The sequence below is a fragment of the Amniculibacterium sp. G2-70 genome (genome assembly GCF_014353055.1).
Taxonomy (GTDB): Bacteria; Bacteroidota; Bacteroidia; order Flavobacteriales; family Weeksellaceae; genus Amniculibacterium; species Amniculibacterium aquaticum.
On the sequence record NZ_CP060698.1, the window covers coordinates 711,589 to 733,891 of the forward strand.

The 22,303-nt window shown below is 37.9% G+C and carries 26 protein-coding genes and 1 pseudogene; 16 read left to right on the forward strand and 11 right to left on the reverse strand.

The annotated features are described in order from the left end of the window. Positions 1–9 precede the first annotated feature (9 nt). A complete protein-coding gene (locus H9Q20_RS03200; RefSeq protein ID WP_124640853.1) occupies positions 10–207 on the reverse strand; it encodes a hypothetical protein in 198 nt (65 codons plus the stop codon). A gap of 97 nt (positions 208–304) precedes the next feature. Between H9Q20_RS03200 and H9Q20_RS03205 the strand changes: the two genes are divergently transcribed. Next, a complete protein-coding gene (locus tag H9Q20_RS03205; RefSeq protein ID WP_187478289.1) occupies positions 305–1,021 on the forward strand; it encodes a glycerophosphodiester phosphodiesterase in 717 nt (238 codons plus the stop codon). Positions 1,022–1,094: 73 nt separating this feature from the next. Further along, positions 1,095–1,808, forward strand: a complete 714-nt coding sequence (locus H9Q20_RS03210; protein ID WP_187478290.1) for a 3-ketoacyl-ACP reductase — start codon at positions 1,095–1,097, stop codon at positions 1,806–1,808. A gap of 72 nt (positions 1,809–1,880) precedes the next feature. Here H9Q20_RS03210 and proS read toward each other — a convergent pair whose 3' ends face one another. Then, positions 1,881–3,356 (reverse strand): proline--tRNA ligase, encoded by a 1,476-nt coding sequence (gene proS / locus H9Q20_RS03215; protein WP_187478291.1) that lies wholly within the window; start codon positions 3,354–3,356, stop codon positions 1,881–1,883. Between the two features lie 147 nt (positions 3,357–3,503). Between proS and H9Q20_RS03220 the strand changes: the two genes are divergently transcribed. Then, a complete protein-coding gene (locus tag H9Q20_RS03220) occupies positions 3,504–4,496 on the forward strand; it encodes a prolyl-tRNA synthetase (RefSeq protein ID WP_241154735.1) in 993 nt (330 codons plus the stop codon). Positions 4,497–4,522: 26 nt separating this feature from the next. After that, positions 4,523–5,914: an OmpP1/FadL family transporter gene (locus tag H9Q20_RS03225; RefSeq protein WP_187478292.1), complete on the forward strand. Its 1,392-nt coding sequence runs from the start codon at positions 4,523–4,525 to the stop codon at positions 5,912–5,914. Between the two features lie 374 nt (positions 5,915–6,288). On the opposite strand, the gene H9Q20_RS03230 is transcribed toward H9Q20_RS03225, so the two are convergent. Continuing rightward, positions 6,289–6,981, reverse strand: a complete 693-nt coding sequence (locus H9Q20_RS03230) for a ZIP family metal transporter (RefSeq protein ID WP_124640843.1) — start codon at positions 6,979–6,981, stop codon at positions 6,289–6,291. A 17-nt stretch (positions 6,982–6,998) separates the two neighbouring features. Next, complete coding sequence (locus tag H9Q20_RS03235; protein WP_187478293.1) at positions 6,999–7,742, reverse strand: class I SAM-dependent methyltransferase; 744 nt, start codon at positions 7,740–7,742, stop codon at positions 6,999–7,001. A gap of 81 nt (positions 7,743–7,823) precedes the next feature. Between H9Q20_RS03235 and H9Q20_RS13355 the strand changes: the two are divergent. The 7 genes and pseudogenes from H9Q20_RS13355 to H9Q20_RS03260 all read left to right on the forward strand — a co-directional run. Further along, positions 7,824–7,949, forward strand: a pseudogene (locus tag H9Q20_RS13355) (class I SAM-dependent RNA methyltransferase); the annotation flags it as partial. Positions 7,950–8,047: 98 nt separating this feature from the next. Then, a complete protein-coding gene (locus H9Q20_RS13360) occupies positions 8,048–8,116 on the forward strand; it encodes a hypothetical protein (RefSeq protein WP_410369585.1) in 69 nt (22 codons plus the stop codon). Continuing rightward, on the forward strand, positions 8,088–8,981 hold the full coding sequence (locus H9Q20_RS03240; protein ID WP_410369586.1) for a class I SAM-dependent RNA methyltransferase: 894 nt from the start codon (positions 8,088–8,090) through the stop codon (positions 8,979–8,981). The genes H9Q20_RS13360 and H9Q20_RS03240 overlap by 29 nt, the downstream gene beginning before the upstream one ends. 37 nt (positions 8,982–9,018) lie before the next feature. Beyond that, positions 9,019–10,020, forward strand: a complete 1,002-nt coding sequence (locus H9Q20_RS03245) for a glycosyltransferase (RefSeq protein WP_124640837.1) — start codon at positions 9,019–9,021, stop codon at positions 10,018–10,020. A gap of 71 nt (positions 10,021–10,091) precedes the next feature. Continuing rightward, a complete protein-coding gene (locus tag H9Q20_RS03250) occupies positions 10,092–10,631 on the forward strand; it encodes a nucleotide exchange factor GrpE (protein ID WP_124640835.1) in 540 nt (179 codons plus the stop codon). Positions 10,632–10,655: 24 nt separating this feature from the next. Beyond that, positions 10,656–11,777, forward strand: a complete 1,122-nt coding sequence (gene dnaJ, locus H9Q20_RS03255; RefSeq protein ID WP_124640833.1) for a molecular chaperone DnaJ — start codon at positions 10,656–10,658, stop codon at positions 11,775–11,777. 172 nt (positions 11,778–11,949) lie between these two features. Continuing rightward, on the forward strand, positions 11,950–12,228 hold the full coding sequence (locus tag H9Q20_RS03260; RefSeq protein WP_124640831.1) for a hypothetical protein: 279 nt from the start codon (positions 11,950–11,952) through the stop codon (positions 12,226–12,228). Positions 12,229–12,306: 78 nt separating this feature from the next. Here H9Q20_RS03260 and H9Q20_RS03265 read toward each other — a convergent pair whose 3' ends face one another. The 4 genes from H9Q20_RS03265 to H9Q20_RS03280 form a co-directional block, all read right to left on the reverse strand. Next, entirely contained in the window at positions 12,307–13,407 is a 1,101-nt protein-coding gene (locus tag H9Q20_RS03265) for a glycosyltransferase family 4 protein (protein ID WP_187478582.1), read from the reverse strand. A gap of 2 nt (positions 13,408–13,409) precedes the next feature. Beyond that, positions 13,410–14,333 (reverse strand): glycosyltransferase family 2 protein, encoded by a 924-nt coding sequence (locus H9Q20_RS03270; RefSeq protein ID WP_124640829.1) that lies wholly within the window; start codon positions 14,331–14,333, stop codon positions 13,410–13,412. Next, positions 14,330–15,502, reverse strand: a complete 1,173-nt coding sequence (locus H9Q20_RS03275) for a glycosyltransferase family 87 protein (RefSeq protein ID WP_187478294.1) — start codon at positions 15,500–15,502, stop codon at positions 14,330–14,332. The genes H9Q20_RS03270 and H9Q20_RS03275 overlap by 4 nt, the downstream gene beginning before the upstream one ends. A 272-nt stretch (positions 15,503–15,774) precedes the next feature. Continuing rightward, on the reverse strand, positions 15,775–16,584 hold the full coding sequence (locus tag H9Q20_RS03280; RefSeq protein WP_187478295.1) for a 2,3,4,5-tetrahydropyridine-2,6-dicarboxylate N-succinyltransferase: 810 nt from the start codon (positions 16,582–16,584) through the stop codon (positions 15,775–15,777). A 281-nt stretch (positions 16,585–16,865) separates the two neighbouring features. Between H9Q20_RS03280 and H9Q20_RS03285 the strand changes: the two genes are divergently transcribed. Further along, positions 16,866–17,090, forward strand: coding sequence for a hypothetical protein (locus tag H9Q20_RS03285; RefSeq protein WP_164472019.1), 225 nt, complete (start codon positions 16,866–16,868; stop codon positions 17,088–17,090). Next, a complete protein-coding gene (locus H9Q20_RS03290) occupies positions 17,062–17,376 on the forward strand; it encodes a type II toxin-antitoxin system RelE/ParE family toxin (protein ID WP_124640821.1) in 315 nt (104 codons plus the stop codon). Before H9Q20_RS03285 ends, H9Q20_RS03290 begins: the two co-directional genes overlap by 29 nt. A 241-nt stretch (positions 17,377–17,617) precedes the next feature. Here the strand turns inward: H9Q20_RS03290 and H9Q20_RS03295 are convergent, their stop codons facing one another. Continuing rightward, complete coding sequence (locus H9Q20_RS03295; protein ID WP_124640819.1) at positions 17,618–18,151, reverse strand: C40 family peptidase; 534 nt, start codon at positions 18,149–18,151, stop codon at positions 17,618–17,620. A 113-nt stretch (positions 18,152–18,264) separates the two neighbouring features. Between H9Q20_RS03295 and H9Q20_RS03300 the strand changes: the two genes are divergently transcribed. The 3 genes from H9Q20_RS03300 (at position 18,265) to H9Q20_RS03310 (ending at position 20,736) form a co-directional block, all read left to right on the forward strand. Beyond that, a complete protein-coding gene (locus H9Q20_RS03300) occupies positions 18,265–18,906 on the forward strand; it encodes a hypothetical protein (RefSeq protein WP_124640818.1) in 642 nt (213 codons plus the stop codon). A 63-nt stretch (positions 18,907–18,969) separates the two neighbouring features. Next, positions 18,970–19,320 carry a MerR family transcriptional regulator gene (locus tag H9Q20_RS03305; RefSeq protein ID WP_124640815.1) on the forward strand — a complete coding sequence of 117 codons (351 nt, stop codon included), beginning with the start codon at positions 18,970–18,972 and terminating at the stop codon, positions 19,318–19,320. Positions 19,321–19,386: 66 nt separating this feature from the next. Continuing rightward, on the forward strand, positions 19,387–20,736 hold the full coding sequence (locus tag H9Q20_RS03310; RefSeq protein ID WP_187478296.1) for a helix-hairpin-helix domain-containing protein: 1,350 nt from the start codon (positions 19,387–19,389) through the stop codon (positions 20,734–20,736). Here the strand turns inward: H9Q20_RS03310 and truB are convergent. Both truB and H9Q20_RS03320 read right to left on the reverse strand, forming a co-directional pair. Then, positions 20,733–21,440 carry a tRNA pseudouridine(55) synthase TruB gene (gene truB / locus H9Q20_RS03315; RefSeq protein ID WP_124640811.1) on the reverse strand — a complete coding sequence of 236 codons (708 nt, stop codon included), beginning with the start codon at positions 21,438–21,440 and terminating at the stop codon, positions 20,733–20,735. The genes H9Q20_RS03310 and truB overlap by 4 nt on opposite strands. A gap of 25 nt (positions 21,441–21,465) precedes the next feature. Beyond that, the gene (locus H9Q20_RS03320) at positions 21,466–22,284 is read right to left on the reverse strand and encodes an undecaprenyl-diphosphate phosphatase (RefSeq protein WP_124640809.1); all 819 of its coding nucleotides are present in this window, start codon (positions 22,282–22,284) and stop codon (positions 21,466–21,468) included. Positions 22,285–22,303 lie beyond the last annotated feature (19 nt).

The following is a 22,303-nucleotide window of genomic DNA, read 5'->3' on the forward strand; positions in this document are numbered from 1 at the left end:
TGGCGATCTTTAAAAATTAAATTTTTCCCTACAAACATGTTCTTTCACCGTAACCAAAGTGCCAGCTTTGTCCGTGTACCTCGTAACTTCGGTAGAGCATTCTTTATGATCATTCCAAAGTTTTAATTGGCGCTGAATCAGAAAAACCACGGCAACCACTGCTATAAAAAACAGAAGTGATGAATATTTTTTCATGCTTCTTTTCATTTTTGTTTAATCAAAAGTAAGGTTTTATTCATTTTAATCAAAATAAGCCCAACAAATTCATAAAAATATTAAATTCGTATAGAAAAAAACTACTCCCATGAGAAATCAACCGAAAATAATCGCCCATCGCGGATTTTTCAAAAGCGAGCCACCAACTTCTGAAAATTCCTTGCAATCCCTAAAAAATGCGCAACAACTTCCCATATTCGGATCCGAATTCGACATACGATTGACTAAAGACCATCGGCTTTTGGTTTTTCACGATGAATATTTTGAAAACTGGAAAATTTCTCATTCCGATTTGGAATTTCTAAAAGCTCTAAAACTTAGCAACAACGAAGGGCTTCCTGCTTTTGAAGACTTTCTTTTGCAAGGAAAAAAAACTCCAAAATTCAAACTCGTCATCGAACTTAAACCGCCTGTAGAAGAGGATTTAAAAAAAATAATGGTTGAAAAATGTTTGAATCTGATCACCGAGAAAAAAATGGAAGATCAGGTCATTCTAATATCCTTCAGCATAAATATTTGTGAAACGATAAAAAAAATCAATCCACAAATTCATGTTCAATACCTGAAGGGCGATCTAAATCCAAAGGAAGTTTCCGATTTAGGAATAGACGGCATCAACTACCATTATTCTGTTTTTTTAGACCAACCGTCTTGGATTGAAGATGCAAAAAATTTGAATCTTAGCACCAATTCTTGGACGGTAAACGAGGTTGAAATTTATAAAAAATTAAATTTGATGAACATTGACCAAATCACGACAGATTACCCAAATCTTTTCATCGACATCATCAATGAAAATCAATAAAAGACTTCACATAAAATTAACACGAATGGCAAGTGAAATTCTTAATTTTGCATTTTGAAAAGAAAATAAAATTATGAATTTACAAGGTAAAAACGCCATCATCACTGGTGGCAGCAGAGGTTTGGGCAAAGCGATTGCTATGGCTTTGGCTCATGAAGGAGTCAACATCGGAATTACAGGAAGAAGTACAGAAACCCTAAAAACCGTAGCTGCTGAAATTGAAAATTTAGGCGTAAAAGTGGCTTTTGCTGCATTCGACATTTCTAAAGAAGAGGAAGTAAACCAAGGAATAAAAAAAATAATTTCGGATTTGGGAACGGTTGATATCTTGATTAACAATGCCGGCATTGGTAATTTTGGAAAACTGGACGAAATGCCAACAAAAACTTGGGAACAAGTGATGCAAACCAACTTGATGGGTGTCTATTACGCTGCACAAGCTGTTTATCCGTATCTAAAAGAAAAAAATCAAGGTGACATTGTAAACATTGCCTCTACAGCCGGATTGAAAGGTGGAGCTGGAATGTCGGCCTATGCCGCTTCCAAAGCAGCGGTTATCTCTCTTTCGCAATCCATGATGGCCGAATGGAGAAAAAACAACATTCGTGTATTCACCCTCACACCAAGTACCATTGCGACCGACATGAGCATAGATGGAGGTTTGACCGATGGTAATCCTGAAAAAGTACTTCAACCTGAAGATTTTGCAGAATGGGTAAGAGACATTTTAAAGATGAACAGAAGAGCTCTGATTGCTAATGGATCTATTTTCTCTACCAATCCTTAAAATACAGACTTCGATTGTAAAAAAATATTCCGTCTCATTTGAAACGGAATATTTTTTTGTTTGACATAAAATTTAATACGCTTTTGCGAATATAACTCTTTGTTTGGATGGTTTCCCGGAGATCAAAGAAACGCCTTCTTCCATCTCATTGTCCAAAGGAATACAACGGATGGTTGCCTTGGTTTCTTCTTTTATTTTCTCTTCTTCCTCTTCAGTGCCGTCCCAATGTGCTGAAATAAATCCGCCTTTTTCTTCCAAAACTTTTTTAAATTCTTCGTAGGTATCCACCTTGGTGATGTTTTCTGTACGGAAATTCAACGCTTTGTTGTAGATTTCTTCTTGAATTTTCACCAACAATTCTTCGATGTACACATCGATATTTTCCAAAGAAACCGTTTCTTTAGTCAAGGTATCTCTCCTAGCAATTTCTACGGTTTTGTTTTCCAAATCCCTAGCCCCCATAGCAATTCTTACAGGTACACCTTTCAGTTCGTATTCAGCAAACTTCCAACCCGGTTTATTCTTATCGTCGTTGTCAAATTTCACAGAAATACCTTTTGCTCTCAGTTTTTGTTGTAGATCCAAAGCCACTTCAGAAATCTGTTGCAACTGTTCTTCTCCTTTGAATATTGGAACGATCACCACTTGGATTGGAGCCAATTTCGGAGGAAGTACCAAACCAAAATCATCAGAATGAGCCATAATTAAAGCTCCCATCAATCGCGTTGAAACTCCCCAAGATGTCGCCCAAGCATGTTCTATTTTCCCTTCTTTATTGGTGAATTTCACATCAAAAGCTTTAGCAAAATTTTGTCCTAAAAAATGAGAAGTTCCTGCCTGCAATGCTTTACCATCTTGCATCATGGCTTCTATACAATAGGTTTCATCGGCACCAGCAAACCTTTCGCTTGGTGTTTTCAATCCCTTGATTACGGGCACCGCCATAAATCCTTCAACAAATTCGGCATACACATCCAACATTTGCTCGGTTTCTACAATGGCTTCTTCTCTGGTGGCATGAGCCGTATGTCCTTCTTGCCAAAGAAACTCTGCCGTTCTTAGGAAAAGTCTTGTTCTCATTTCCCAACGCACGACATTCGCCCATTGGTTTATAAGGATCGGTAAATCTCGATACGACTGGATCCAGTTTTTATAGGTATTCCAAATGATGGCTTCAGAAGTCGGCCTTACGATCAGTTCCTCTTCTAATTTCGCATCCGGATCTACCACCAATTTGGACGGATTGTCCGGATCGGTCTTTAGTCTATAGTGAGTAACTACAGCACATTCTTTTGCAAAACCTTCTGCATTTTTTTCTTCGGCTTCAAACAAACTTTTGGGTACAAAAATTGGGAAATAAGCATTTTGATGTCCTGTTTCTTTGAATCTTTTGTCCAACTGATCTCTCATTTTTTCCCAAATAGCAAAACCATAAGGTTTGATGACCATACAGCCTCTTACCCCTGAGTTTTCTGCTAAATCGGCTTTTACGACTAGTTCATTGTACCATTTGCTATAATCTTCGCTTCTGGAAGTTAATTTTGCCATTTCTTGTGCTGATTTAATTTAACTTTTAACTCTAAATTTTATCCAAATAATAAAGTATATTTGGAGTATCGAATTATACTAAATATTTGGTATAATTTTGGTATAAAACAGTGCAAAGATAATTAAACTAATTTTCAAATAAATGTCATGAAAAAAAATATTAATAAAAACAGGTTTAATTTACCACAACTTAGAGCATTAGCCTTTCTTACGGCAAGTTTAGTAGCCGTATCATGTGGTACACAGATGGGTGCATACAGCGAGTCCGATGGCGTGTATTACGATCCTAACAAGGATACCTTACCCGTTGAAACAGTAGACAATTACGGCAATCAGGTTGGCGAATATTATGATTACAGCAACCAGAACGATGTTGCCCGTTTGGACGACAAGGGTATTTATTCCAAAAATTACAATTGGGGAGCACCAGGATCCAATTCGGATTGGGGAAATTATACCGGTACCGAGGTTAATTACAACAATTGGGCTTCTCCATATTACAATTACGGATATTCCCCTTACGGATGGAATTTTGGTATAAGCTTTGGCTATTCTTGGGGATCTCCTTGGAACAATTGGTACGGATACAGCCCTTATTGGGGTTATGGTGGATATTATTCCCCATGGTATTACGGATACAATCCTTATTGGGGTTGGAACTCGCCTTACTATTGGGGAGGTGGCTACTACCCGTACTACAATTACGGATATTACAGACCGGTTTACGATTACAGAAGAAGTGGCTCTAGCGGAAACTTTGGAAACTCATACCAAGGAAGTTTTGGCAATAAAGTAGGCAATCAAAACTCTGGATTTAGAGATCGTGGATTTGGAAACACCAATCAAAACAACTCTGGATTCAACAGACCCGGAAATCAAGGTCAGCAAAACACTTTCCCTAGATACCGTGGACAATCGAACACGCAACAAAATGTTCCGAACATCCCAAGACCTAGAAATACAACCCCACAATACGAAAGCCCTAGAAACAATGGAGGATTCCGAAACGATAGCGGTTTCAGACCGTCTTCTAACTCCAGCGGATTCGGAGGTGGGTCCAACGGAGGTGGCTTCCGCTCCGGAGGTGGTTTTGGAGGCTCTTCAGGAGGTGGAGGTCAAAGATCCGGTGGCTTTAGATAATACAAGAATTAAACTATACAATTGAAATGTTAAAAAAATCAATTTCTATATTGAGCATCTCGGCTTTCTTTTTTGCTCAGGCTCAAAATGTAACAGTACTTAGAAACACCATGGATGTGTACAGCGGTGGCGGACTACAGGGAACTGCTAAATACAATGCCATGGCAGGATCCATGGGAGCTTTGGGAGGCGATGCTTCTGCAGCTGTCACCAACCCTGCAGGTGTTGGGGTCGCCATATCCAGCAGTATTTCTGGTACTTTGGCCATCAACAACATCAACAACAAAAGTACACTTGCGGGTGCTTCTAAAGAATACAGTTTCAACAAAACAGATTTGGGAAATATCGGCGGGATCGCCTCTTTCCAACTGCTCACAGAAACCCCTTGGAAATTTGTAAATATCGGAGTGAACTACTCTTCAAAATCCATCGAAGATTATGTTGAAACTCCAGGAAATAACAACTTAACCTACAGCATTCCGGCAACAGCAGATGTACTCACCTACGCTGGACATGCCTTTAACCGATACGGAAATGTCAGTAAAATGAACATCGCCATAGGTGCTAATTACGACAACCAAATCTATATTGGTGGGGGATTAAATTTCCATGGTGCACAAATCGACCAGTACGACTCGGCAGCTTTCTATTCGGCCGTTGACAAAAAAATAGATTACTACGAAAAACAAGACACGCCTTATTCCGAAACCTCATCCGGTTTTTCTGCCAATGTTGGTATTATTGGAAAAATCTCTCAAGAATTTCGTTTGGGAGCAGCCCTAGAAACACCTACTTGGTGGACTATGGAAAGGGTGTACAATTATTACAGCTCGCCCAACGACGGAACGGCTGCAGAAGACCGAAAACTGACCACTCCGATGAAGGCAACACTGAGTGCAGCCATGGTTCCTACCAAAAATCTTGCAGTAAATGTGGACTACACGGTTGGCTTGGGAAAACCAAAATACAAAGTCTATGGCGGTGCAGAAACGGAACTGAACAACTTCTATAAAGAATATTCTCAAACCACTTCCGAAATAAAAATTGGAGCGGAATATCGTATTAAAAACTTTAGATTAAGAGGCGGTTACGGTTACGAATCAAACCCTACAAAAACCGTAAACTTAACCGAACTGACTGTGAACGGCAACCTAAAAGACGCATCTTACAGCAATTTCCTATTGGGCGAGAGAAATACTTTGGGACTAGGTTTGGGTTATGACTTTGGATCTGTATTTTTAGACTTTGCGTATCAAAATGTGAGCTCAGAGTATAAAAATCCTTTCTTAAAAGGCGATGCGGCATACAACGCCGGGTACTTCTCCAACAAATACATTGTCGAGTACGACGGATCTCTAGTTTCTAATGTAAAAAGAAATCTTAACAACTATTCCATCACTTTGGGTTGGAAATTCTAACCTCATCGATGAAAAATTTCATACGGCTATCCTTTTCGGGTGGCCTTTTTTTTTAGGAGCTTCAACGGTTCGTTTTTTTTCACCACCAGACCCGCTGTCCACTGTATCTTTTGTGCCAAAGCCACACCCCAGGCTTACAAAAGGATGCCGTTTCCATCGGGACTAAGACCACGCCTCCACCTTTTTTGAAAATTTGTATCGTGACATTGAAAAAAAACTTACTGTACGGTTACGCACCGAAATCGTAGCCCGGATGGAAGTGGCTACCCCACAGCAAGGTTATGGAGCGCAGCGACAGAAACTGGCGAGGAGTAATAACGGACAGCCGGACGAGTCTTGAAGAGGGTTACACCCTTTCTGCTCCTAAAAAAAAATTAATGTGAGTGAAAAAGATGTCCACTAAGTGCAAAAGCAATCCCCAACATCACCAAGAGGATTTTTTGCCAATCCATTTTGTGGTTTTTGTTGCTTTCAAAAATGATGACCGATGAGATGTGCAGAAAAATCCCACCTACGATGGCCAAAAAGTACGGCTCGAGATTGGGATCGAAATATTTCCCTAAAACCATACCCAAAGGTGATGAAATAGCGAAGAGCACTACGATCAGTATTCGTGGAAAATTGACTTTACTTTTTTTGAATAAGAACGCTCCCAACACAAAAGAAATGGGCAGGTTGTGCACCAAAATCCCCATGAGGTATGGCGAATCGTAATTGTTGATATTGGCCAACGGAATCCCTTCAATAAAAGCATGGATGAACATCCCAACCATCAAAGCGATGGGTAAAATATTTTGCTCTTCTTCGTGTTGATGGAAATGTCCGTGCTCGAATCCTTTGGTAAGATTTTCCAAAAGCATTTGCAACAAAACTCCGGCAATTACAAAAACACCAATCTGATGATTGTCCGAATGATAAACCGTTGGGAAAACCTCGTTGAGGCATATCGTGATCAGAAATCCTGCGCTAACCACCAACAAGGATTTGGCAAATTGATCTTTGGAACCAAAATATTTACCCAAAACAACGCCCAAAACGACACTCAAAATCAGAAGTAGTATAATCATAAACAAAGTATAGGGTCTCAGTTTTCTTTGACAAAGAGATTAATGGCTCTTGGTGAGGTTTCTAAATCGAAATCGGACAAGTGATAATCGCCCCAAACTTTTTTGCGGACAAATCCAAATTCCTGAGCATACTTTTCGATTTGCTCCAAGGTATGCAATTTTACTTTTTCAAAAAAATGAAAATCTTCGCCTTGGTCAGTAAAAATAATATCTTTGATGACATGTCCATCGTGTATTCTTTTTTTGATGTGGAAATCGATCCCACCTTTGCTGATGGTGATTTCGGGGACTAATGTATTTCTAACCCATTTTTCGTTCAGGAAATCCAGTACAAAAACACCGTTGTCACACAAAGCATTTTTTACGGATGCAAACACTTTTTTGTCGTCGTTTTCATCATCAAAATATCCAAAACTGGTAAAAAGATTGTACACCGCGTGCACCTTTGATGGTGCAACCGAAGGATAGAGTTCGGTACGCATGTCGTGGACTTTAAATTCCAAATGATTTTGCGAAAATTCTTTCGTTGCAAAAGCAATACTTTCTTCGGAAAGATCTACCCCCAAAACTTCGTACCCCAACTGATGCAGGAAATAGGAATGCCTACCCTTGCCACAAGCCAAATCTATAATCTTGGCTTTTTCTGGTAATGCGTTATATTCTGAAAGTTTTCTGATGAAAATTTCTGCTTCTGTAAAATCTCTATCTTGATAAAGAATATGATAATATTCGGTATTAAACCAATCTTTGAACCATGCCATAGTGCAAAAATAACCAAAATTGATGGAAAACTATCCTTATCTACCGTTAATTATTCTACAAAGTCCTTACCTTTGCAAACTATGGATACTGAAAATTTACAAATACAAATAAAGACTTTCTTTGGATTGGAGCCTATTTTGGCCGAAGAAATAAAGAAATTGGGAGGTAGAAATGTAGAAATTAAAAATCGTGCGGTAAATTGCGTGGGCGATTTGGGTTTCCTATACAAGATCAACTACTCTGCCAGAACAGCCGTTAAAATTTTAGTTCCAATTTTAGAATTCAAAGCCTTTAACGAGCAAAAATTCTACGAAAAAATATACCGAACCAATTGGTCAACTTTTATGTCCATTGGGCAGACTTTTGCTATTGACGCAACGGTACATTCAGAAAAATTCACCCATTCACAATTTATGGCTCTGAAAATGAAAGACGCTATTGTGGATTATTTTAAGGACAAATTTGGAAAAAGACCTTCTGTAGATGCAAAAAATCCAGACATCAAATTCCACCTCCACATCGATAGAGATTTTGTGACCATCTCTTTGGATTCTTCAGGCGAGCCGCTTTTCAAGAGAGGCTACAGAAGAGAGCAAGGACAAGCCCCACTAAACGAAGTTTTGGCTTCGGGGATGTTGCAAATTGCAGGTTGGGACGGAAAGGGAAATTTCCTGGATCCTATGTGTGGTAGTGGCACGCTTTTGATCGAAGCGGCGATGATCGCTATGGATCTTCCGGCACAAACTTTCAGAAAACGATTTGCTTTCCAAAATTGGAAAAATTATGACGAAGATTTATTCAAAAAAATAAAAGAGTTCCGTCTGAATCGCGTGAAAGAATTTACCGGAAAAATTGTTGGATACGATATCGACCTTAAAATGCTGGCCTACTCCAGAATCAATATTGAAGCAGCAGAAATGGAAGACCTCATCGAGGTAAGAAAACAAAACTTTTTCGACAGTAAAAAAGATCTTTTCCCTCTACTGATGGTTTTCAACCCTCCGTACGACGAGAGAATCGCCATCAACCAAGAAGATTTCTACAAAAAAATTGGAGATACCTTCAAGCAAAGCTACCCCAATACTTTAGCATGGCTCATCTCTTCGGATTTGGAAGCGGTAAAAAAAATTGGACTACGACCTTCTAGAAAGGTAAAATTATTCAACGGGAAGTTAGAAACCCGTTTCCTACAATACGAAATGTACGAAGGAACAAAGAAAAAACACGACAACGATTAATTTTTAACCTACCCAACTTTTCTTTCAATACTAGAGAATGCCCACACTTTCCATCATCATTGCCATCTACAACCGCAAAGACGAGCTTTTCGAGTTGTTGCAGTCCCTATCTTTCCAAACGGATAAGGCGTTTGAAATTGTTATTGTTGATGACGGTTCTTTGATCAATTTACAGCCAACCGTTGATGGTTTTAAAGAAATTTTGGACATCCGCTATTTTAAAAAATCAAACTCTGGGCCGGGATTATCCAGAAATTACGGAGCTGAAAGAGCGAGCAACGAATGGCTGGTTTTTGTGGATTCGGATGTGATTGTGGAAAAGGATTATGTGGAGAACATCAAGAAAAATTTAGAGAAAAACACTTGCGATGCCTTTGGCGGTGCAGACAAAGCACATCACGGATTCAACCTGATACAAAAAGCAATTTCCTATTCCATGACTTCCATTTTTACCACCGGTGGTATTAGAGGCAGTAAAAAGTCAATGTCCAAATTTCAACCCAGAAGTTTTAACATGGGCGTTAGGAAAACTACTTTTTTAGAGGTTGGAGGATTTAGCAATTTAAGAATTGGCGAAGATCCGGATCTTTCCATGACGCTGTGGGAAAAAGGCTACACCACGGCATTTTTTGATGATATCGCGGTGTACCACAAACGCAGGGTCGATTTTGGAAAATTCTCCAAACAGGTGTATCAATTTGGATGTGCAAGACCCATCCTCAACCAAAGACACCCCCAATATGTTAAGATTTCATTTGCCTTTCCTACCCTATTTTTATTGGGCTATGTGGGATCTTTTATAGAATATTATACCCTGCACCAAGGATTCATACTATCCATGTACGGTCTGTACACCTTCCTGATCCTGATCCATGCTACGGTAAAAACTAAAAACATCAGCATTGGATTGTTGGCGATTATGGCATCTTACATACAATTATTTTCCTACGGATATGGATTTTTAAAATCGTGGATACTTCTCAATGTATTAAAGAAAAAACCGGAAGAAGCCTTCCCTCATCATTTTCATTTAAACTAAAAACTGACCTTTTGTCCGAATACAATCTTTGGCAAAAAATTTGACTTACAGTAAAAAATAAAATCAAGATTATGTCCGAAAACAAAGATATACACGAAGAAAACCTAGAATTGCAAGAAGAAAATACGGCACAAACCGATACCGAAACGACAGAAAAAACCGAAGCTGCACCGACAGCAGAGGAACTTTTGTCAGCAGAAAAAGATCGCTACATCCGTCTTTTTGCCGAATTTGAAAATTATAAAAAAAGAACAGCAAAAGAGAAAAACGATTTCTTTCAATTTGCCAATCAAGATATGATGGTCACCATGTTGGCTGTTTTGGACGATTTTGAAAGAGCTTTAAAAGAAATTGCTAAAAACGGCAACGAGGCCGACCTGAAAGGAGTGGAATTAATTTACCAAAAATTCAAAGGAAAATTGGTGGAAAAAGGGCTTCAAACCATAGAAGTTAAAGCAGGTGACATTTTTGATGTGGATTTCCATGAAGCCATTACCCAAATCCCTGCTCCACAGGAAGAATTGAAAGGAAAAATTGTAGATGTAATCGAAGTGGGATACACCCTTCACGGAAAAGTAATCCGTTTCACAAAAGTGGTAACCGGATTTTAATAGACCCCAAGAAAAGTAAAAAAAATGGCAAAACGCGACTATTACGAAGTTCTAGGCATCTCCAAAGGTGCATCGGCGGATGAAATTAAGAAAGCCTACCGTAAAATGGCTATCAAATACCATCCTGACAAAAACCCTGGAAACAAAGAAGCTGAAGATAAATTTAAAGAAGCTGCTGAAGCCTATGAAATCTTGAGTGACGACAATAAAAAAGCCCGTTATGACCAATACGGACACGCCGGAATGGGCGGAAACGGTGGTTTTGGCGGTGGCGGTTTTGGTGGCGGCATGAACATGGAAGATATTTTCTCCCAGTTTGGTGACATCTTTGGCGGTCATTTTGGCGGTGGTTTTGGTGGTGGACAGCAAAGACAACAACAAGTTAGAGGATCTAACCTTAGGGTTAGGATAAAACTAAACTTGGAAGAAATGGTGAACGGCACCCAAAAAACCATCAAGGTAAAAAAAATGAAAGCCGCAGCCGGAGTAACTTCCAAAACCTGTCCGACCTGTCACGGATCTGGTGCTCAAATAAAAGTTATGAACACCATGTTCGGGCAAATGCAAACACAAACCACTTGTGGCACTTGTCAAGGTCTTGGAAAGGTGGCCGATAAAATCCCGGCTGGTGCAAATGCTCAAGGATTGGTAAAAGATGAGGAAGAAGTGACCATCAACATTCCGGCAGGTGCAAGAGACGGCATACAACTGAATGTGAGAGGCAAAGGTAACGACGCACCTTTTGGTGGCAACCCTGGTGACCTTTATGTTGTTGTTGAGGAAGAAGAAGATAAAACCATCAAACGAGAAGGTGACAACCTGCACCAAGAATTGTACATTTCTTTTGCAGAAGCCGCTCTGGGAACTCAAAAAGAAATCCCAACCGTAGGTGGGAAGGTAAAAATAAAAATAGATGCCGGTACACAATCCGGAAAAATTCTTAGACTTAGCGGAAAAGGACTCCCAAGCATCGACAGCTATGGCAAAGGCGATATGTTTGTCCACATCAATGTTTGGACTCCTCAAAAACTAAATGCCGAACAAAAAGCTTTCTTTGAAAAACAAATGGAAAACGGCGAAATGACTGCCGAACCGTCTGGAAAAGAAAAATCATTTTTCGACAAGGTAAAAGACATGTTCAATTAAGAGCCGGTTTAAATTTATTTAGAAATTTTCAATACCAAATTTCAACTTCATAAATCCCCAACATTTTTATTCGTGTTGGGGATTTTTTTGTCCATTGCACAATACCTTGCAAAAAAATACTCATAAAGAAGAAAAAAACCATACATTTATTTCAAATTAAAAAAACAAATCAATGGAAAATCAAAAAGAAATCAACGGAGCTTACGACTACAGACATAGAACATTGTCCAGTGGTGATTGGGCCATCAATATTGTTCTCGCCGGAATCCCAGTCATCGGATGGATTCTTTTGTTAGTCTGGGCTTTAGGAGACGGTAACATTCACAGAAAAAATTGGGCTAGAGGAATGTTTCTCATTTGGATTCTGGTCATTGCTTTCACTGTATTTGCAGTTGTATTTTTTGGTTTTGCTGGTGTTTTACTCAATGAGCAAAACAAATTTATCGAATAATAGATTTTAGGTTCTAATAAAAACAACCACAAACAAATAAAAAGTTTGTGGTTGTAAATTATTCTGAATAGTGAGTAACTAACTTAGTACTTCTTTATACACTTCCATCATCTCTTTAGCGATCTGCTCTTCGTTGAATTTTTGTACAAATTGAAAAGATCTTTCTGATCGTCGATCTCGTTCGGATTTATTTTCCCAAAGAAAATTGATTTTCGACCTGATGTCGTCCGTATTATTGGGGTCTATGTATAAAGAATCCGGCCCGCCTGCTTCTGGCAAACAACTCAGATTGCTTGTAATTACGGGAGTTTTAGAAAACAACGCCTCGATAATCGGGATACCAAAACCCTCGTACAAACTTGGATAAATAAAGATGCTTGCCAATTGATAGATTTTTGCCAAATCTTCCATGGATACATTTTTCAGAAAAAAAACCTGATTTTGCATCTTATTTTTCTCTATAAACTTTCTAATTCTAACCGAATATTTTGTCTCCTTACCTACCACCACTAAAGGGATGGAGGTACCTTTAATGGCTTTCACCACGGAGAAAAGGTTCTTTCGCTCTTCTATAGTCCCTACATTCAATAAAAACTCAAGTGGAAGAGAATATTTTTGCTGAACTTCTGATAATTCTTTTTCAGAATATTCTACTTTAAAAGCCTGATGACAGGATTGGTACACCACACGGATTTTCACTTCCGGAACTTTGAAGTACTGCACGATGTCGCTTTTTGTTTGCTGCGAAATAGCCACGACCAAATCGGCTTGCGAACATGCATTTTTAAATTTCCAAGCATGGATTTTACGATCAAAAAAAGAATAAAATTCCGGATATTTTAAGAAGATAACATCGTGTACGGTAACGATTTTTTTAATGGGTTTACGGCTCCATTTCAAAGGCAATTCTCCAGACAGACCGTGGAAGATATCACAATCCTCAGCTTGTGCATCTTTTCCCATTTGAAGTTGTCGTCCAAACTTAGCTCCTGATATTTTTCTAAAAAAAACATTTGATACTTCTAACAAAGACTTTGCTCTTTCAGAAGGTGATTTTGCAAAAACGACATACAAGTTTTCAGGATAAAACTGAGCGACAATCCTGACTAAATCCCGAGAATAATTGCCCAATCCAGAGGCATTATGAAAAAGCCGTTTGGCATCGTACCCTATCTTCATCATTAAAAATTTTTGGACCTAACAATATAATTGGGTCTATTTTTCATTTGTTTGAACATTTTCCCAATGTAGATGCCCAATATCCCGAGAATGATGAGCTGCACACCACCAAAAAAAACCACCGTCATGATAAGCGATGCCCAACCTGAAATTTCTGTTTTGCTGATGAAGGCATAAACCACATACGGAATGTACAGCAACCCTAAAAAAGAAAAGAAAAACCCAAGATAAGAAGCTAAATATAAGGGTTTCACCGAAAAAGCCGTGATGCCTGTAAAAGCAAATTTGAACATTTTTTTCAAACTGTATTTGCTGCTTCCGGAGAAACGATCGTCTGCCGTATAATGAACGGCATATTGTCTAAAGCCCACCCATTTGGAAAGTCCACGAAGGAACAAATCCGATTCATCGGCTTGGCGCATAATTTCGACTACAGAAGCATCCATCAACCTGAAATCCGAGCTTCCTTTTTCCAACTCGACATCGGAAAGTGAGACTAAAATTTTATAGAAAAAATTGGAAGTCAATTTTTTAAACGGTGATGTTGCTTGGTTGTATTTTCTCAGAGTATAGACCAAGTCGTAACCTTCTTCCCATTTTTTGATCAGCTCCAAAATTACTTTTGGTGGGTGCTGAAGGTCGGCATCCATTGAGATTACTGCATTGCCCATGGCAAAATCCAGACCCGCTTTCACCGCATTTTGATGGCCAAAATTTCTTGAAAATTCTATAAATTTCACTTCTGAAAACTCCGTGGACATGATTTCTAAAATCTCTTGAGTATTGTCCCGACTGCCATCATTAACAAAAATAATTTCGTATCGATAAGTGGGTAAATTTTGAAAAACCAAATCTATTTCTTCTCTGATTTTTCTAAGATTTCCCTCTTCATTATAGGCTGGAATTACAATGCTGATGCTTTTCATTTTGCTAAAATATAATCTTTCTCGAAATCACGGGTAAGCAATTCGTAAATTATTTTCATCCACACCAAAATACAAGGGACGGCTTTCAGAGAATATTTCATTATGTAGTTTTCTTTAAAAGATTTTGGGAATACATCCGAAAACCCGAAACATGTAAGAACAATCACGAAAATCAAAAGAGCAACATCCAATTTGTTTTTATTTTTCTGCATCAAAAACCATATCATCACCCCAGAAACAGCGATGATGTAGGTTGGCGACTCCGATCCGGAACTAAAGAGCACTAGAAACAATAATGTTGATGCCAATATCATCATTTGGAACGCAGGCAATTTATATTGATTGAATCGTAGATACGGCAAAGCAAAGACCACCATACCCGGGATTAGAAACCACAAAGTTGGCAAGGAAGCATCGCCCAAAATTCGTCTAAAGACGCCCATTACAGAATAGTCTTGCCTTGTCCCTAAAACTTGATTGGACAGATTTTTTTCGGTAAGCGATTGGTACCAATCCAGATACGATTGTACACCGAAATGCGCATCCGAAATCAGCATCGGGAGTAAGAAAAAAAGTATTGCAAACACGAAGCAAGCTGCAATAAATTTAGTTTTGTTTTTCATAAATAAAAATGCCGAAAGCCCGACCACTCCGTAGATTTTCACAAAAGTCCCAATCATGATGGAAAAAGCCGAATGAATTTCTCTACCTCTTAAAACAGCCACAGCCGAAAGCATTAAAAGACCTGTAAGTGCAATATTAAACTGAAAATAAAGAGCTGCAGTAATGTATTCTTGAATGCAAAGCCAAGCAAAAAGTGACTTTTGAGTTTCGGTAAAAGGGAGTTTATAAATGGCGAATAGAAATAACAGAACATTGGCAACATTCCACAAAACCATTCCAAAACCGTCCGGCAATACGGCAAATGGAGCAATAAGCACTGAGAAAAAAACTCCGTAATGGTTGCTATCAAAGTACAGTTCCGGATACAGTGAGTATAAATTCAGCTTCTCGCTGGTGTGTACAAAAACATTTTTGAACAATAAATAATTGTTATAACTCTCCGGTCCTCTTTGGTATTTTGAAAACGCCGTAAGCCCTGCAACAAGAATATAAATTGCAGCAACAATGGGAAAACGGGTAAAAAAAGAAATAAACTTTTCTTTCACTTAGTACAAAATTTAGTTAATGGGTAAAAATACTAAAGTATCGTGAAGCAACAAAACGAATTATCGATAATCATCGGGGGTTTCAACCAATTGTTTGATTATTGGTAAGGATTGCATGGGGCAATCCTATCGGTAGTTTCACATTTGATCATTCGAAAATAACGAAATTCATTTTATAATAACTCAAATCGACATTCGTCATATTATGACCAAAAAAAACTCTCTGAAACAACATTCAAAGAGTTTTTTTTCTAATAGAAAAGAGTTATTGCTTATACGGCAACATTATTTTCTCTAAGAGCATCGTTCAAAGAGGTTTTTTTGTCGGTTGATTCTTTTCTTTTTCCGATGATCAAAGCACAAGGAACTTGATACTCTCCTGCCGGGAATTTTTTGGTATAAGAACCTGGGATCACCACCGATCTGGCCGGCACTCTTCCCTTCAATTCAACCGGTTCATCACCTGTAATATCAATGATTTTTGTTGAAGCCGTCAATACGACATTGGCACCCAAAACCGCTTCTTTTTCCACATGAACCCCTTCTACAACAATGCATCTTGAACCCACAAAACAATCGTCTTCAATAATTACGGGAGCAGCCTGCAAAGGTTCCAAAACACCACCAATACCAACGCCACCACTAAGGTGAACATTTTTACCGATTTGTGCGCAAGATCCTACGGTAGCCCAAGTATCTACCATGGTTCCGCTATCGACATACGCACCAATATTAACATAAGACGGCATCATAATAACGCCAGGCGCTACAAAACATCCGTGTCTTGCAATGGCATGTGGCACAACTCTTACTCCTTTTTCAGCATAATTTTTCTTCAACGGAATTTTATCGTGAAACTCGAAACATCCCACCTCAATGGTTTCCATTTTTTGAATTGGGAAATACATGACTACGGCTTTTTTCACCCATTCGTTTACTTTCCAACCGCTTTCTGTAGGTTCTGCTACACGAAGTTCACCCAAATCCAACTGATGGATCACCGTTCTGATAATTTCCTGATTGGCAGGATCTTGAAGCAATTCTCTATTCTCCCAAATGTTTTCGATTGTTTGTTGCAACATATTATTTTATTTAAATTTTACTATTTTGTATCTGCAAAACTAATAAAATTTGCTCCGTCTTTTTCTTTGAATTTATATTTTCTACTCATTTCTTATTGTTTATGGGTACGAGTGGGACGCTCACACCAGCGTGGGGAAACCTACCACACGATACAATCGTGCGACAGTGGAGGGAAGGTTCCTTTATTAGAAGTTTATGTTTTTCAATATCTTATTTTACTTTTTTTCCCTTTATAAAGAAAGCAGAATTTTTGTATGTTTGTATAGAAAATTTTATGATTATGAATGCGATTAGACAATTTGTAGAAGTGAAAGACCATTCTTTTAATGTGTCGCTTCCAAAGGATTTTAATGCCAAAAGTGTAGAAATTATTATTATTCCAAATGAAAATGAAGATTTTCCTTTGATTTCTGAACAGCAAAAAAGAATACTGGAAAAAGCATTACAACAAGATAAAAAAAGCTTTATTTCCCGAGATGAACTCACAAGAAAACACAAATTATAAACTCCTATTTTCTAGCATTGCTGATAAAGAAATTGAGCAGGCAATAGAATACCATAGTTCAAAATCTGAAAATGGGGAGTACAACTTCAGAACACAACTGAATGATGCTTTAGACGCTTTGGAGTTCAATCCGTTTTTCCAATTTCGACACAAAAATATCAGAGCATTGCCGTTTAAACACATGCCGTACCTCGTTTTCTTTGAAATTTACGAAGACGAAAAGACAGTTTACATTTACTCTGTTTTTAACACTTTCCAAAATCCGGAGAAATATCCTAATCTTTAAAACCAACACCCCACTACCGCACGAAATGAAATTCGACGAAGTCAATCCTTTTGTGTGGACATCTTAAAAATCAAACATTCTAAATACGACATTATCTAACAATCCTTTTTCAATTACGGCTCATTAAACAAACTTTTAGCTAAAGTTATCTATTTTTTTTGAACCTACCACACTATAAAATCGTGCGAGAGCGGACGGCAAGACGCTCGAACCAGCATTGGGTATTGAAATACTATTGAATTTAATCATTCAATCTTCTAGCAAAAAGAAAGGCTTTGTTCCAATATTTTTCGTTCAACGAAGACACGACAACCCCTTTGGAGGTAGATGCATGGATGAATCGTATTTCGCCAAGATTTTCAATTTCATGAACAATGCCGACATGAGAAACGCGAGTGCCACCGCCGGTTGCAAAAAATAAAAGATCTCCAGGTTTCACCTCATCAATGTCAATACGATCTCCTAATTTGGATTGATCTTCGGATCTTCGTGGTAACTTTTTATTGTTCTCGTCAAACACCTTACATACCAAGCCCGAACAATCAAACCCTTCTGCTGTAGCTCCACCGTATCGGTATGGAACTCCCAAATATTGATCTGCCGATTTTAGAATATTTTTGGCATATCTAGAAAAAACGCCTGTATTTTTAGATTCTAATTTTCTTAAATTTTCAGTTTTTGTTTTGGTAGAAGTAGGGTATGCCGTTACTTTTTTGGCTCCACAAGAGACCAAAAATAAAGACACCGATACCAAAGCCATCCCAATACGCTTCATAAGCCAATTAATTGCAACAAATATACTCTATTTTTTCAGAATTTTTCACAACAACTTATACTACAACTTTGCCAATTTGATGAAAAATTCTACATTTGTTCTTCATAAAAAATATGGCAAAATACAACGATCTGAAAGAAGTACGAGGCAGCATTGATGACCTTGTTTTTTACAACCTCAACGGAGTTCCGGTGGTGAGAAAAAAAAGTGGTTTCAGTACGGAAGCTTTTGCCAACAATCCCAATTATAAAAAGGTTAAAGAAAATTCTACTGAGTTTGGACATTGCTCGAAAGCCAGCAAAATGATCCGAATGGCCGTAGCCACTTTTGTTGAAAATTGTGGCGACAAGGTGATGTATCAAAAATTTACAAAGGTGATGACCAACATCAAAGATTTGGATAAAACATCGCCCCGTGGACAAAGAAGAATAGAATTGGGATTGAAATCGGATGAAGCCCAGCAACTGCTTAGACAATTTCAGTTTGGAGAAATTCCCAATCTGAGCAAAGTTGCTGTAATGGACATTGGACTTTTTAACGACAGCATTGCCATCAACCAAGTTGCAGATGAAGCCGTCTTGATCCATCTTAATGCTGATTTTAACAATTATGTTGTAAAAAACACTGAAAAAACATATCCCTTGAAAGGGAAAAACAACCTGATCGAAATAGAAAAACAAGATGAAAATTCTTTAAAACTTTTGTTCTTGGTTTTAAAGAAAAAAGGAAACATTACCCATGTTGGGTTTATTTAAACAATCGTTGCTGATAAAAATCAAAATAAAATAAAGTAAAATTTTCTATCTTTAACCTTCAATATGAAACTCAATCTCCCAGACAAATTGTACTATTCCATCGGTGAAGTTGCCAAGGCATTTGATGTCAATGCTTCGCTCATCCGGTATTGGGAGCAAGAATTCCCTATTTTGAAGCCCAAAAAAAATAGAAAAGGAAATCGATATTTTACTCCAGAGGACATCAAAAATCTAAAAATTATCTATCATTTGGTCAAAGAAAAAGGCTACACTTTGGACGGTGCAAGAATTGCACTAACGACCAATGCCAAGATTCCGGCCACCGTTTCTATCATTGATCGCTTGGAGTTTGTACGAGCAGAACTGAACAAGTTGAAAGAATCGCTCGTTGACAAACCTGATGATCCCGAATAAAATTTAACATTATATACCTCATTTGCAAGTTGTTATTTCATTAACTTTGTATGAAAACCAACACAAATGAATGCAAAACTTCCTTTCATCATCCGAAGGAAACAATTTTGGGGCATCCTAATTTTGGGTTTTCTTCTTCTTTTCAGCAAAAGTATTTTTCATTTTGCACTAAAAAAATCGGCTGTTCAATTTGATAAACAATTGACTTGGAGCAATGTCCGAACCAGCCAACCCAAAGTGGTCCTGTCAGAATTTGACCCAAATGAATTGGACGAGCAACAATGGGAAAAATTAGGGTTCAGCAAAAAGCAAATCGCCACCATTCTAAAGTACAAAAACATTATTGGCGGACGGTTTCTATCGAAAGTACAATTGAAAAAATGTTATGCCATATCGGATGAAAAATATGCCGAAATAGAGCCTTACATCCTCCTTCCTGAAACCCATAAAAAAGAGAATAACTTTGATAGAAATTATGATAAATTCGATAGAAAACAAGTTCAGGTTTCACAAAAATTCAACCCCGACAAGTTAAGCATAACCGATTGGCAAAACATGGGATTCAGTGAGAAACAGGCAATTGCCATTGATAAATACAAGAAATATTTAGGCGGAACATTCGTAAGCAAAGAGAAATTTAAAGAATGTTTCATCATTTCAGATGAAAATTATAAAAAACTAGAAGCCTATCTCATTTTACCCGAGAAAACACCGTCGGATTACAATAAATTTTACACAAAAAATGAAGGTTCAAAAAACAAAATTCATCTAAAACCGTTTGATCCCAACCAAACCGATCTCGACGGTTGGAAAGGCCTTGGTTTTTCTGAAAAACAAGCTCAAGTCATCGTAAATTACAGAGATCGAAATCTAAAAGGCCAATTCAGAACAATGGAAGACCTTAAAAATTGCTTTGTTATTTCCGATGAAAAATTTAAAGAATTAGAACCGTATATTCGGATAAATACCGAACACACAAATCCTGTTGAAAAGAAAGAAGCAGTTGCCGTTCAGCATAATCCTACCGATTTTAGCACGATAGACCTCAATAAAATCTCGTATCGACAACTTACAGAATTTGGTTTTTCAGAAAAAGATGCCGCCATGATATTGGGATTCAGAAAAAAACTAGGTGGTTTTATGAAAGCGCAACAACTTGTAGACACCTATGAAATCGACAAATCATTGGCAGAAAAACTCATATCTACCGTAAAACTAAATACCGATCAAGTTCAAAAATATTCTTTGACGGACGCTCCTGAAGCTTGGTTGAAAAGCCATCCTTACTTTAAATATTCAGCAGAAAAAATACTGTATTATAGAATTTCTAATCCGGACAGTAAAAAGATTTTGAAGTTTTTGAAGCTAAAATCTGAGTATGAAAACCAAATGAAGCTGTATTTAACTGATTTTTAATCCAAAATATTTGAAAACCTGAATTCGTTTTGCAAATAATCCTGACTGGCATTTTCCACAGAATAATCACCGATTTTAGTTCTCCTCAGTTGGGTGAGGTAGGCTCCTACTCCCAAGGATTGGCCAATATCGTGAGCCAAACTGCGGATATAAGTTCCCTTGGAACACCCTACAGTAAATTGTACAAATGGCAAATTAATTTCAATATTTTGAATGTAGAAAATCGTGGTTTTTCTGGATTTCATTTCCACTTCTTTCCCAGCTCTTGCAAGATCGTAAGCTCTTTTGCCGTCCACTTTCAAGGCCGAAAAAATTGGTGGCGTTTGGTCTATTTCTCCCAAAAAATCATTTAATTTTTCCAAAATAAACTCATGATTGATGTGGGCAATATCCTGATTTAGAATCTCGGGTTTTTCGGTATCGTAACTCTCGGTCTGAGCTCCAATTTTAATTTCTGTGAAATATTCTTTAGGTGCATCTTGAATTTCTTGAATTTGTTTGGTCGCTTTTCCTGTACAAACGATTAACAATCCTGTGGCTTTAGGATCAAGAGTTCCGGCGTGTCCTACTTTAATTTTTTTTAGGTTAAACTCCCTTTTCAGTTTCCATTTCACTTTATTAACCGCATTGAAGGAAGTCCAATCCAACGGTTTATCAATTAGTAAAACTTGTCCTGCTTGTATCTCTTCTGCTGTAAAATTCATGATGCAAAAATAGTAAACCTAAAAATTATTGTAGAAAATAAAAATAGATGAGTAATACGATACCTACAACAATTCTGTAGATTCCCCAAAGCTTGAATCCGTATTTGTTGAGGAATGCGATAAAGGATTTTATGGCAATCCAAGCGGTAATGAAAGCGACTGCATTTCCAACAAAAAACAACATTAAATTATCGTTTGAGCTCAACAACATTTCGTAACCTTTGGTTGCATGTTCTGTACCTTCGGCCCAAGTTTTCACAAAAACCGAATAAACGGTAACGGCCAGCATCGTGGGTACCGCCAAGAAAAATGAAAATTCTGCGGCTGCTTTTCTGGTCAATCCTTGGGTCATACCACCAATAATGGAAGCTGCACTTCGGCTGGTTCCCGGCATCATGGCCAAACATTGCCAAAAACCAATCATAATGCCTTTTTTGATGGTCATTTCTTTTTCATCTAAAACGGTAGGATTCTTGAACCATTTGTCCACAAATAGCAAAATAACTCCACCGATAACCAAGACTGCAGAAATGGCAATTTGATTACCCAAAACAGCTTCTATTTTGTCGTCTAACAACTTGCCCAAAACCAATGCCGGCAATACAGAGAACGCTAATTTTATATAAAATTGAAAATTTGAAAAGTCGAAAAATTTCTTCCAATAAGCAATAACAACCGCTAAAATGGCCCCAAATTGAATGGACACCTGAAACATTTTCAGAAATTCTGACTCTTGCATCCCCATCAAATTGGCAGCAAATCCCATGTGTGCGGTTGATGAAATAGGTAAAAATTCTGTTAAACCTTCTACAATGGCTATGATGATGGCTTGTACTAAATCCATGTTTGCTTTCTATTAAAAA

What these genes read in the sequence shown, in the direction of transcription:
- H9Q20_RS03200 (WP_124640853.1), bottom strand. Translation starts at nt 207, where the DNA reads ATGAAAAGAAGCATGAAAAAATATTCATCACTTCTGTTTTTTATAGCA.
- H9Q20_RS03205 (WP_187478289.1), top strand. Translation starts at nt 305, where the DNA reads ATGAGAAATCAACCGAAAATAATCGCCCATCGCGGATTTTTCAAAAGC.
- H9Q20_RS03210 (WP_187478290.1), top strand. Translation starts at nt 1,095, where the DNA reads ATGAATTTACAAGGTAAAAACGCCATCATCACTGGTGGCAGCAGAGGT.
- proS (WP_187478291.1), bottom strand. Translation starts at nt 3,356, where the DNA reads ATGGCAAAATTAACTTCCAGAAGCGAAGATTATAGCAAATGGTACAAT.
- H9Q20_RS03220 (WP_241154735.1), top strand. Translation starts at nt 3,504, where the DNA reads ATGAAAAAAAATATTAATAAAAACAGGTTTAATTTACCACAACTTAGA.
- H9Q20_RS03225 (WP_187478292.1), top strand. Translation starts at nt 4,523, where the DNA reads ATGTTAAAAAAATCAATTTCTATATTGAGCATCTCGGCTTTCTTTTTT.
- H9Q20_RS03230 (WP_124640843.1), bottom strand. Translation starts at nt 6,981, where the DNA reads ATGATTATACTACTTCTGATTTTGAGTGTCGTTTTGGGCGTTGTTTTG.
- H9Q20_RS03235 (WP_187478293.1), bottom strand. Translation starts at nt 7,742, where the DNA reads ATGGCATGGTTCAAAGATTGGTTTAATACCGAATATTATCATATTCTT.
- H9Q20_RS03240 (WP_410369586.1), top strand. Translation starts at nt 8,088, where the DNA reads ATGTCCATTGGGCAGACTTTTGCTATTGACGCAACGGTACATTCAGAA.
- H9Q20_RS03245 (WP_124640837.1), top strand. Translation starts at nt 9,019, where the DNA reads ATGCCCACACTTTCCATCATCATTGCCATCTACAACCGCAAAGACGAG.
- H9Q20_RS03250 (WP_124640835.1), top strand. Translation starts at nt 10,092, where the DNA reads ATGTCCGAAAACAAAGATATACACGAAGAAAACCTAGAATTGCAAGAA.
- dnaJ (WP_124640833.1), top strand. Translation starts at nt 10,656, where the DNA reads ATGGCAAAACGCGACTATTACGAAGTTCTAGGCATCTCCAAAGGTGCA.
- H9Q20_RS03260 (WP_124640831.1), top strand. Translation starts at nt 11,950, where the DNA reads ATGGAAAATCAAAAAGAAATCAACGGAGCTTACGACTACAGACATAGA.
- H9Q20_RS03265 (WP_187478582.1), bottom strand. Translation starts at nt 13,407, where the DNA reads ATGAAGATAGGGTACGATGCCAAACGGCTTTTTCATAATGCCTCTGGA.
- H9Q20_RS03270 (WP_124640829.1), bottom strand. Translation starts at nt 14,333, where the DNA reads ATGAAAAGCATCAGCATTGTAATTCCAGCCTATAATGAAGAGGGAAAT.
- H9Q20_RS03280 (WP_187478295.1), bottom strand. Translation starts at nt 16,584, where the DNA reads ATGTTGCAACAAACAATCGAAAACATTTGGGAGAATAGAGAATTGCTT.
- H9Q20_RS03285 (WP_164472019.1), top strand. Translation starts at nt 16,866, where the DNA reads ATGAATGCGATTAGACAATTTGTAGAAGTGAAAGACCATTCTTTTAAT.
- H9Q20_RS03290 (WP_124640821.1), top strand. Translation starts at nt 17,062, where the DNA reads ATGAACTCACAAGAAAACACAAATTATAAACTCCTATTTTCTAGCATT.
- H9Q20_RS03295 (WP_124640819.1), bottom strand. Translation starts at nt 18,151, where the DNA reads ATGAAGCGTATTGGGATGGCTTTGGTATCGGTGTCTTTATTTTTGGTC.
- H9Q20_RS03300 (WP_124640818.1), top strand. Translation starts at nt 18,265, where the DNA reads ATGGCAAAATACAACGATCTGAAAGAAGTACGAGGCAGCATTGATGAC.
- H9Q20_RS03305 (WP_124640815.1), top strand. Translation starts at nt 18,970, where the DNA reads ATGAAACTCAATCTCCCAGACAAATTGTACTATTCCATCGGTGAAGTT.
- H9Q20_RS03310 (WP_187478296.1), top strand. Translation starts at nt 19,387, where the DNA reads ATGAATGCAAAACTTCCTTTCATCATCCGAAGGAAACAATTTTGGGGC.
- truB (WP_124640811.1), bottom strand. Translation starts at nt 21,440, where the DNA reads ATGAATTTTACAGCAGAAGAGATACAAGCAGGACAAGTTTTACTAATT.
- H9Q20_RS03320 (WP_124640809.1), bottom strand. Translation starts at nt 22,284, where the DNA reads ATGGATTTAGTACAAGCCATCATCATAGCCATTGTAGAAGGTTTAACA.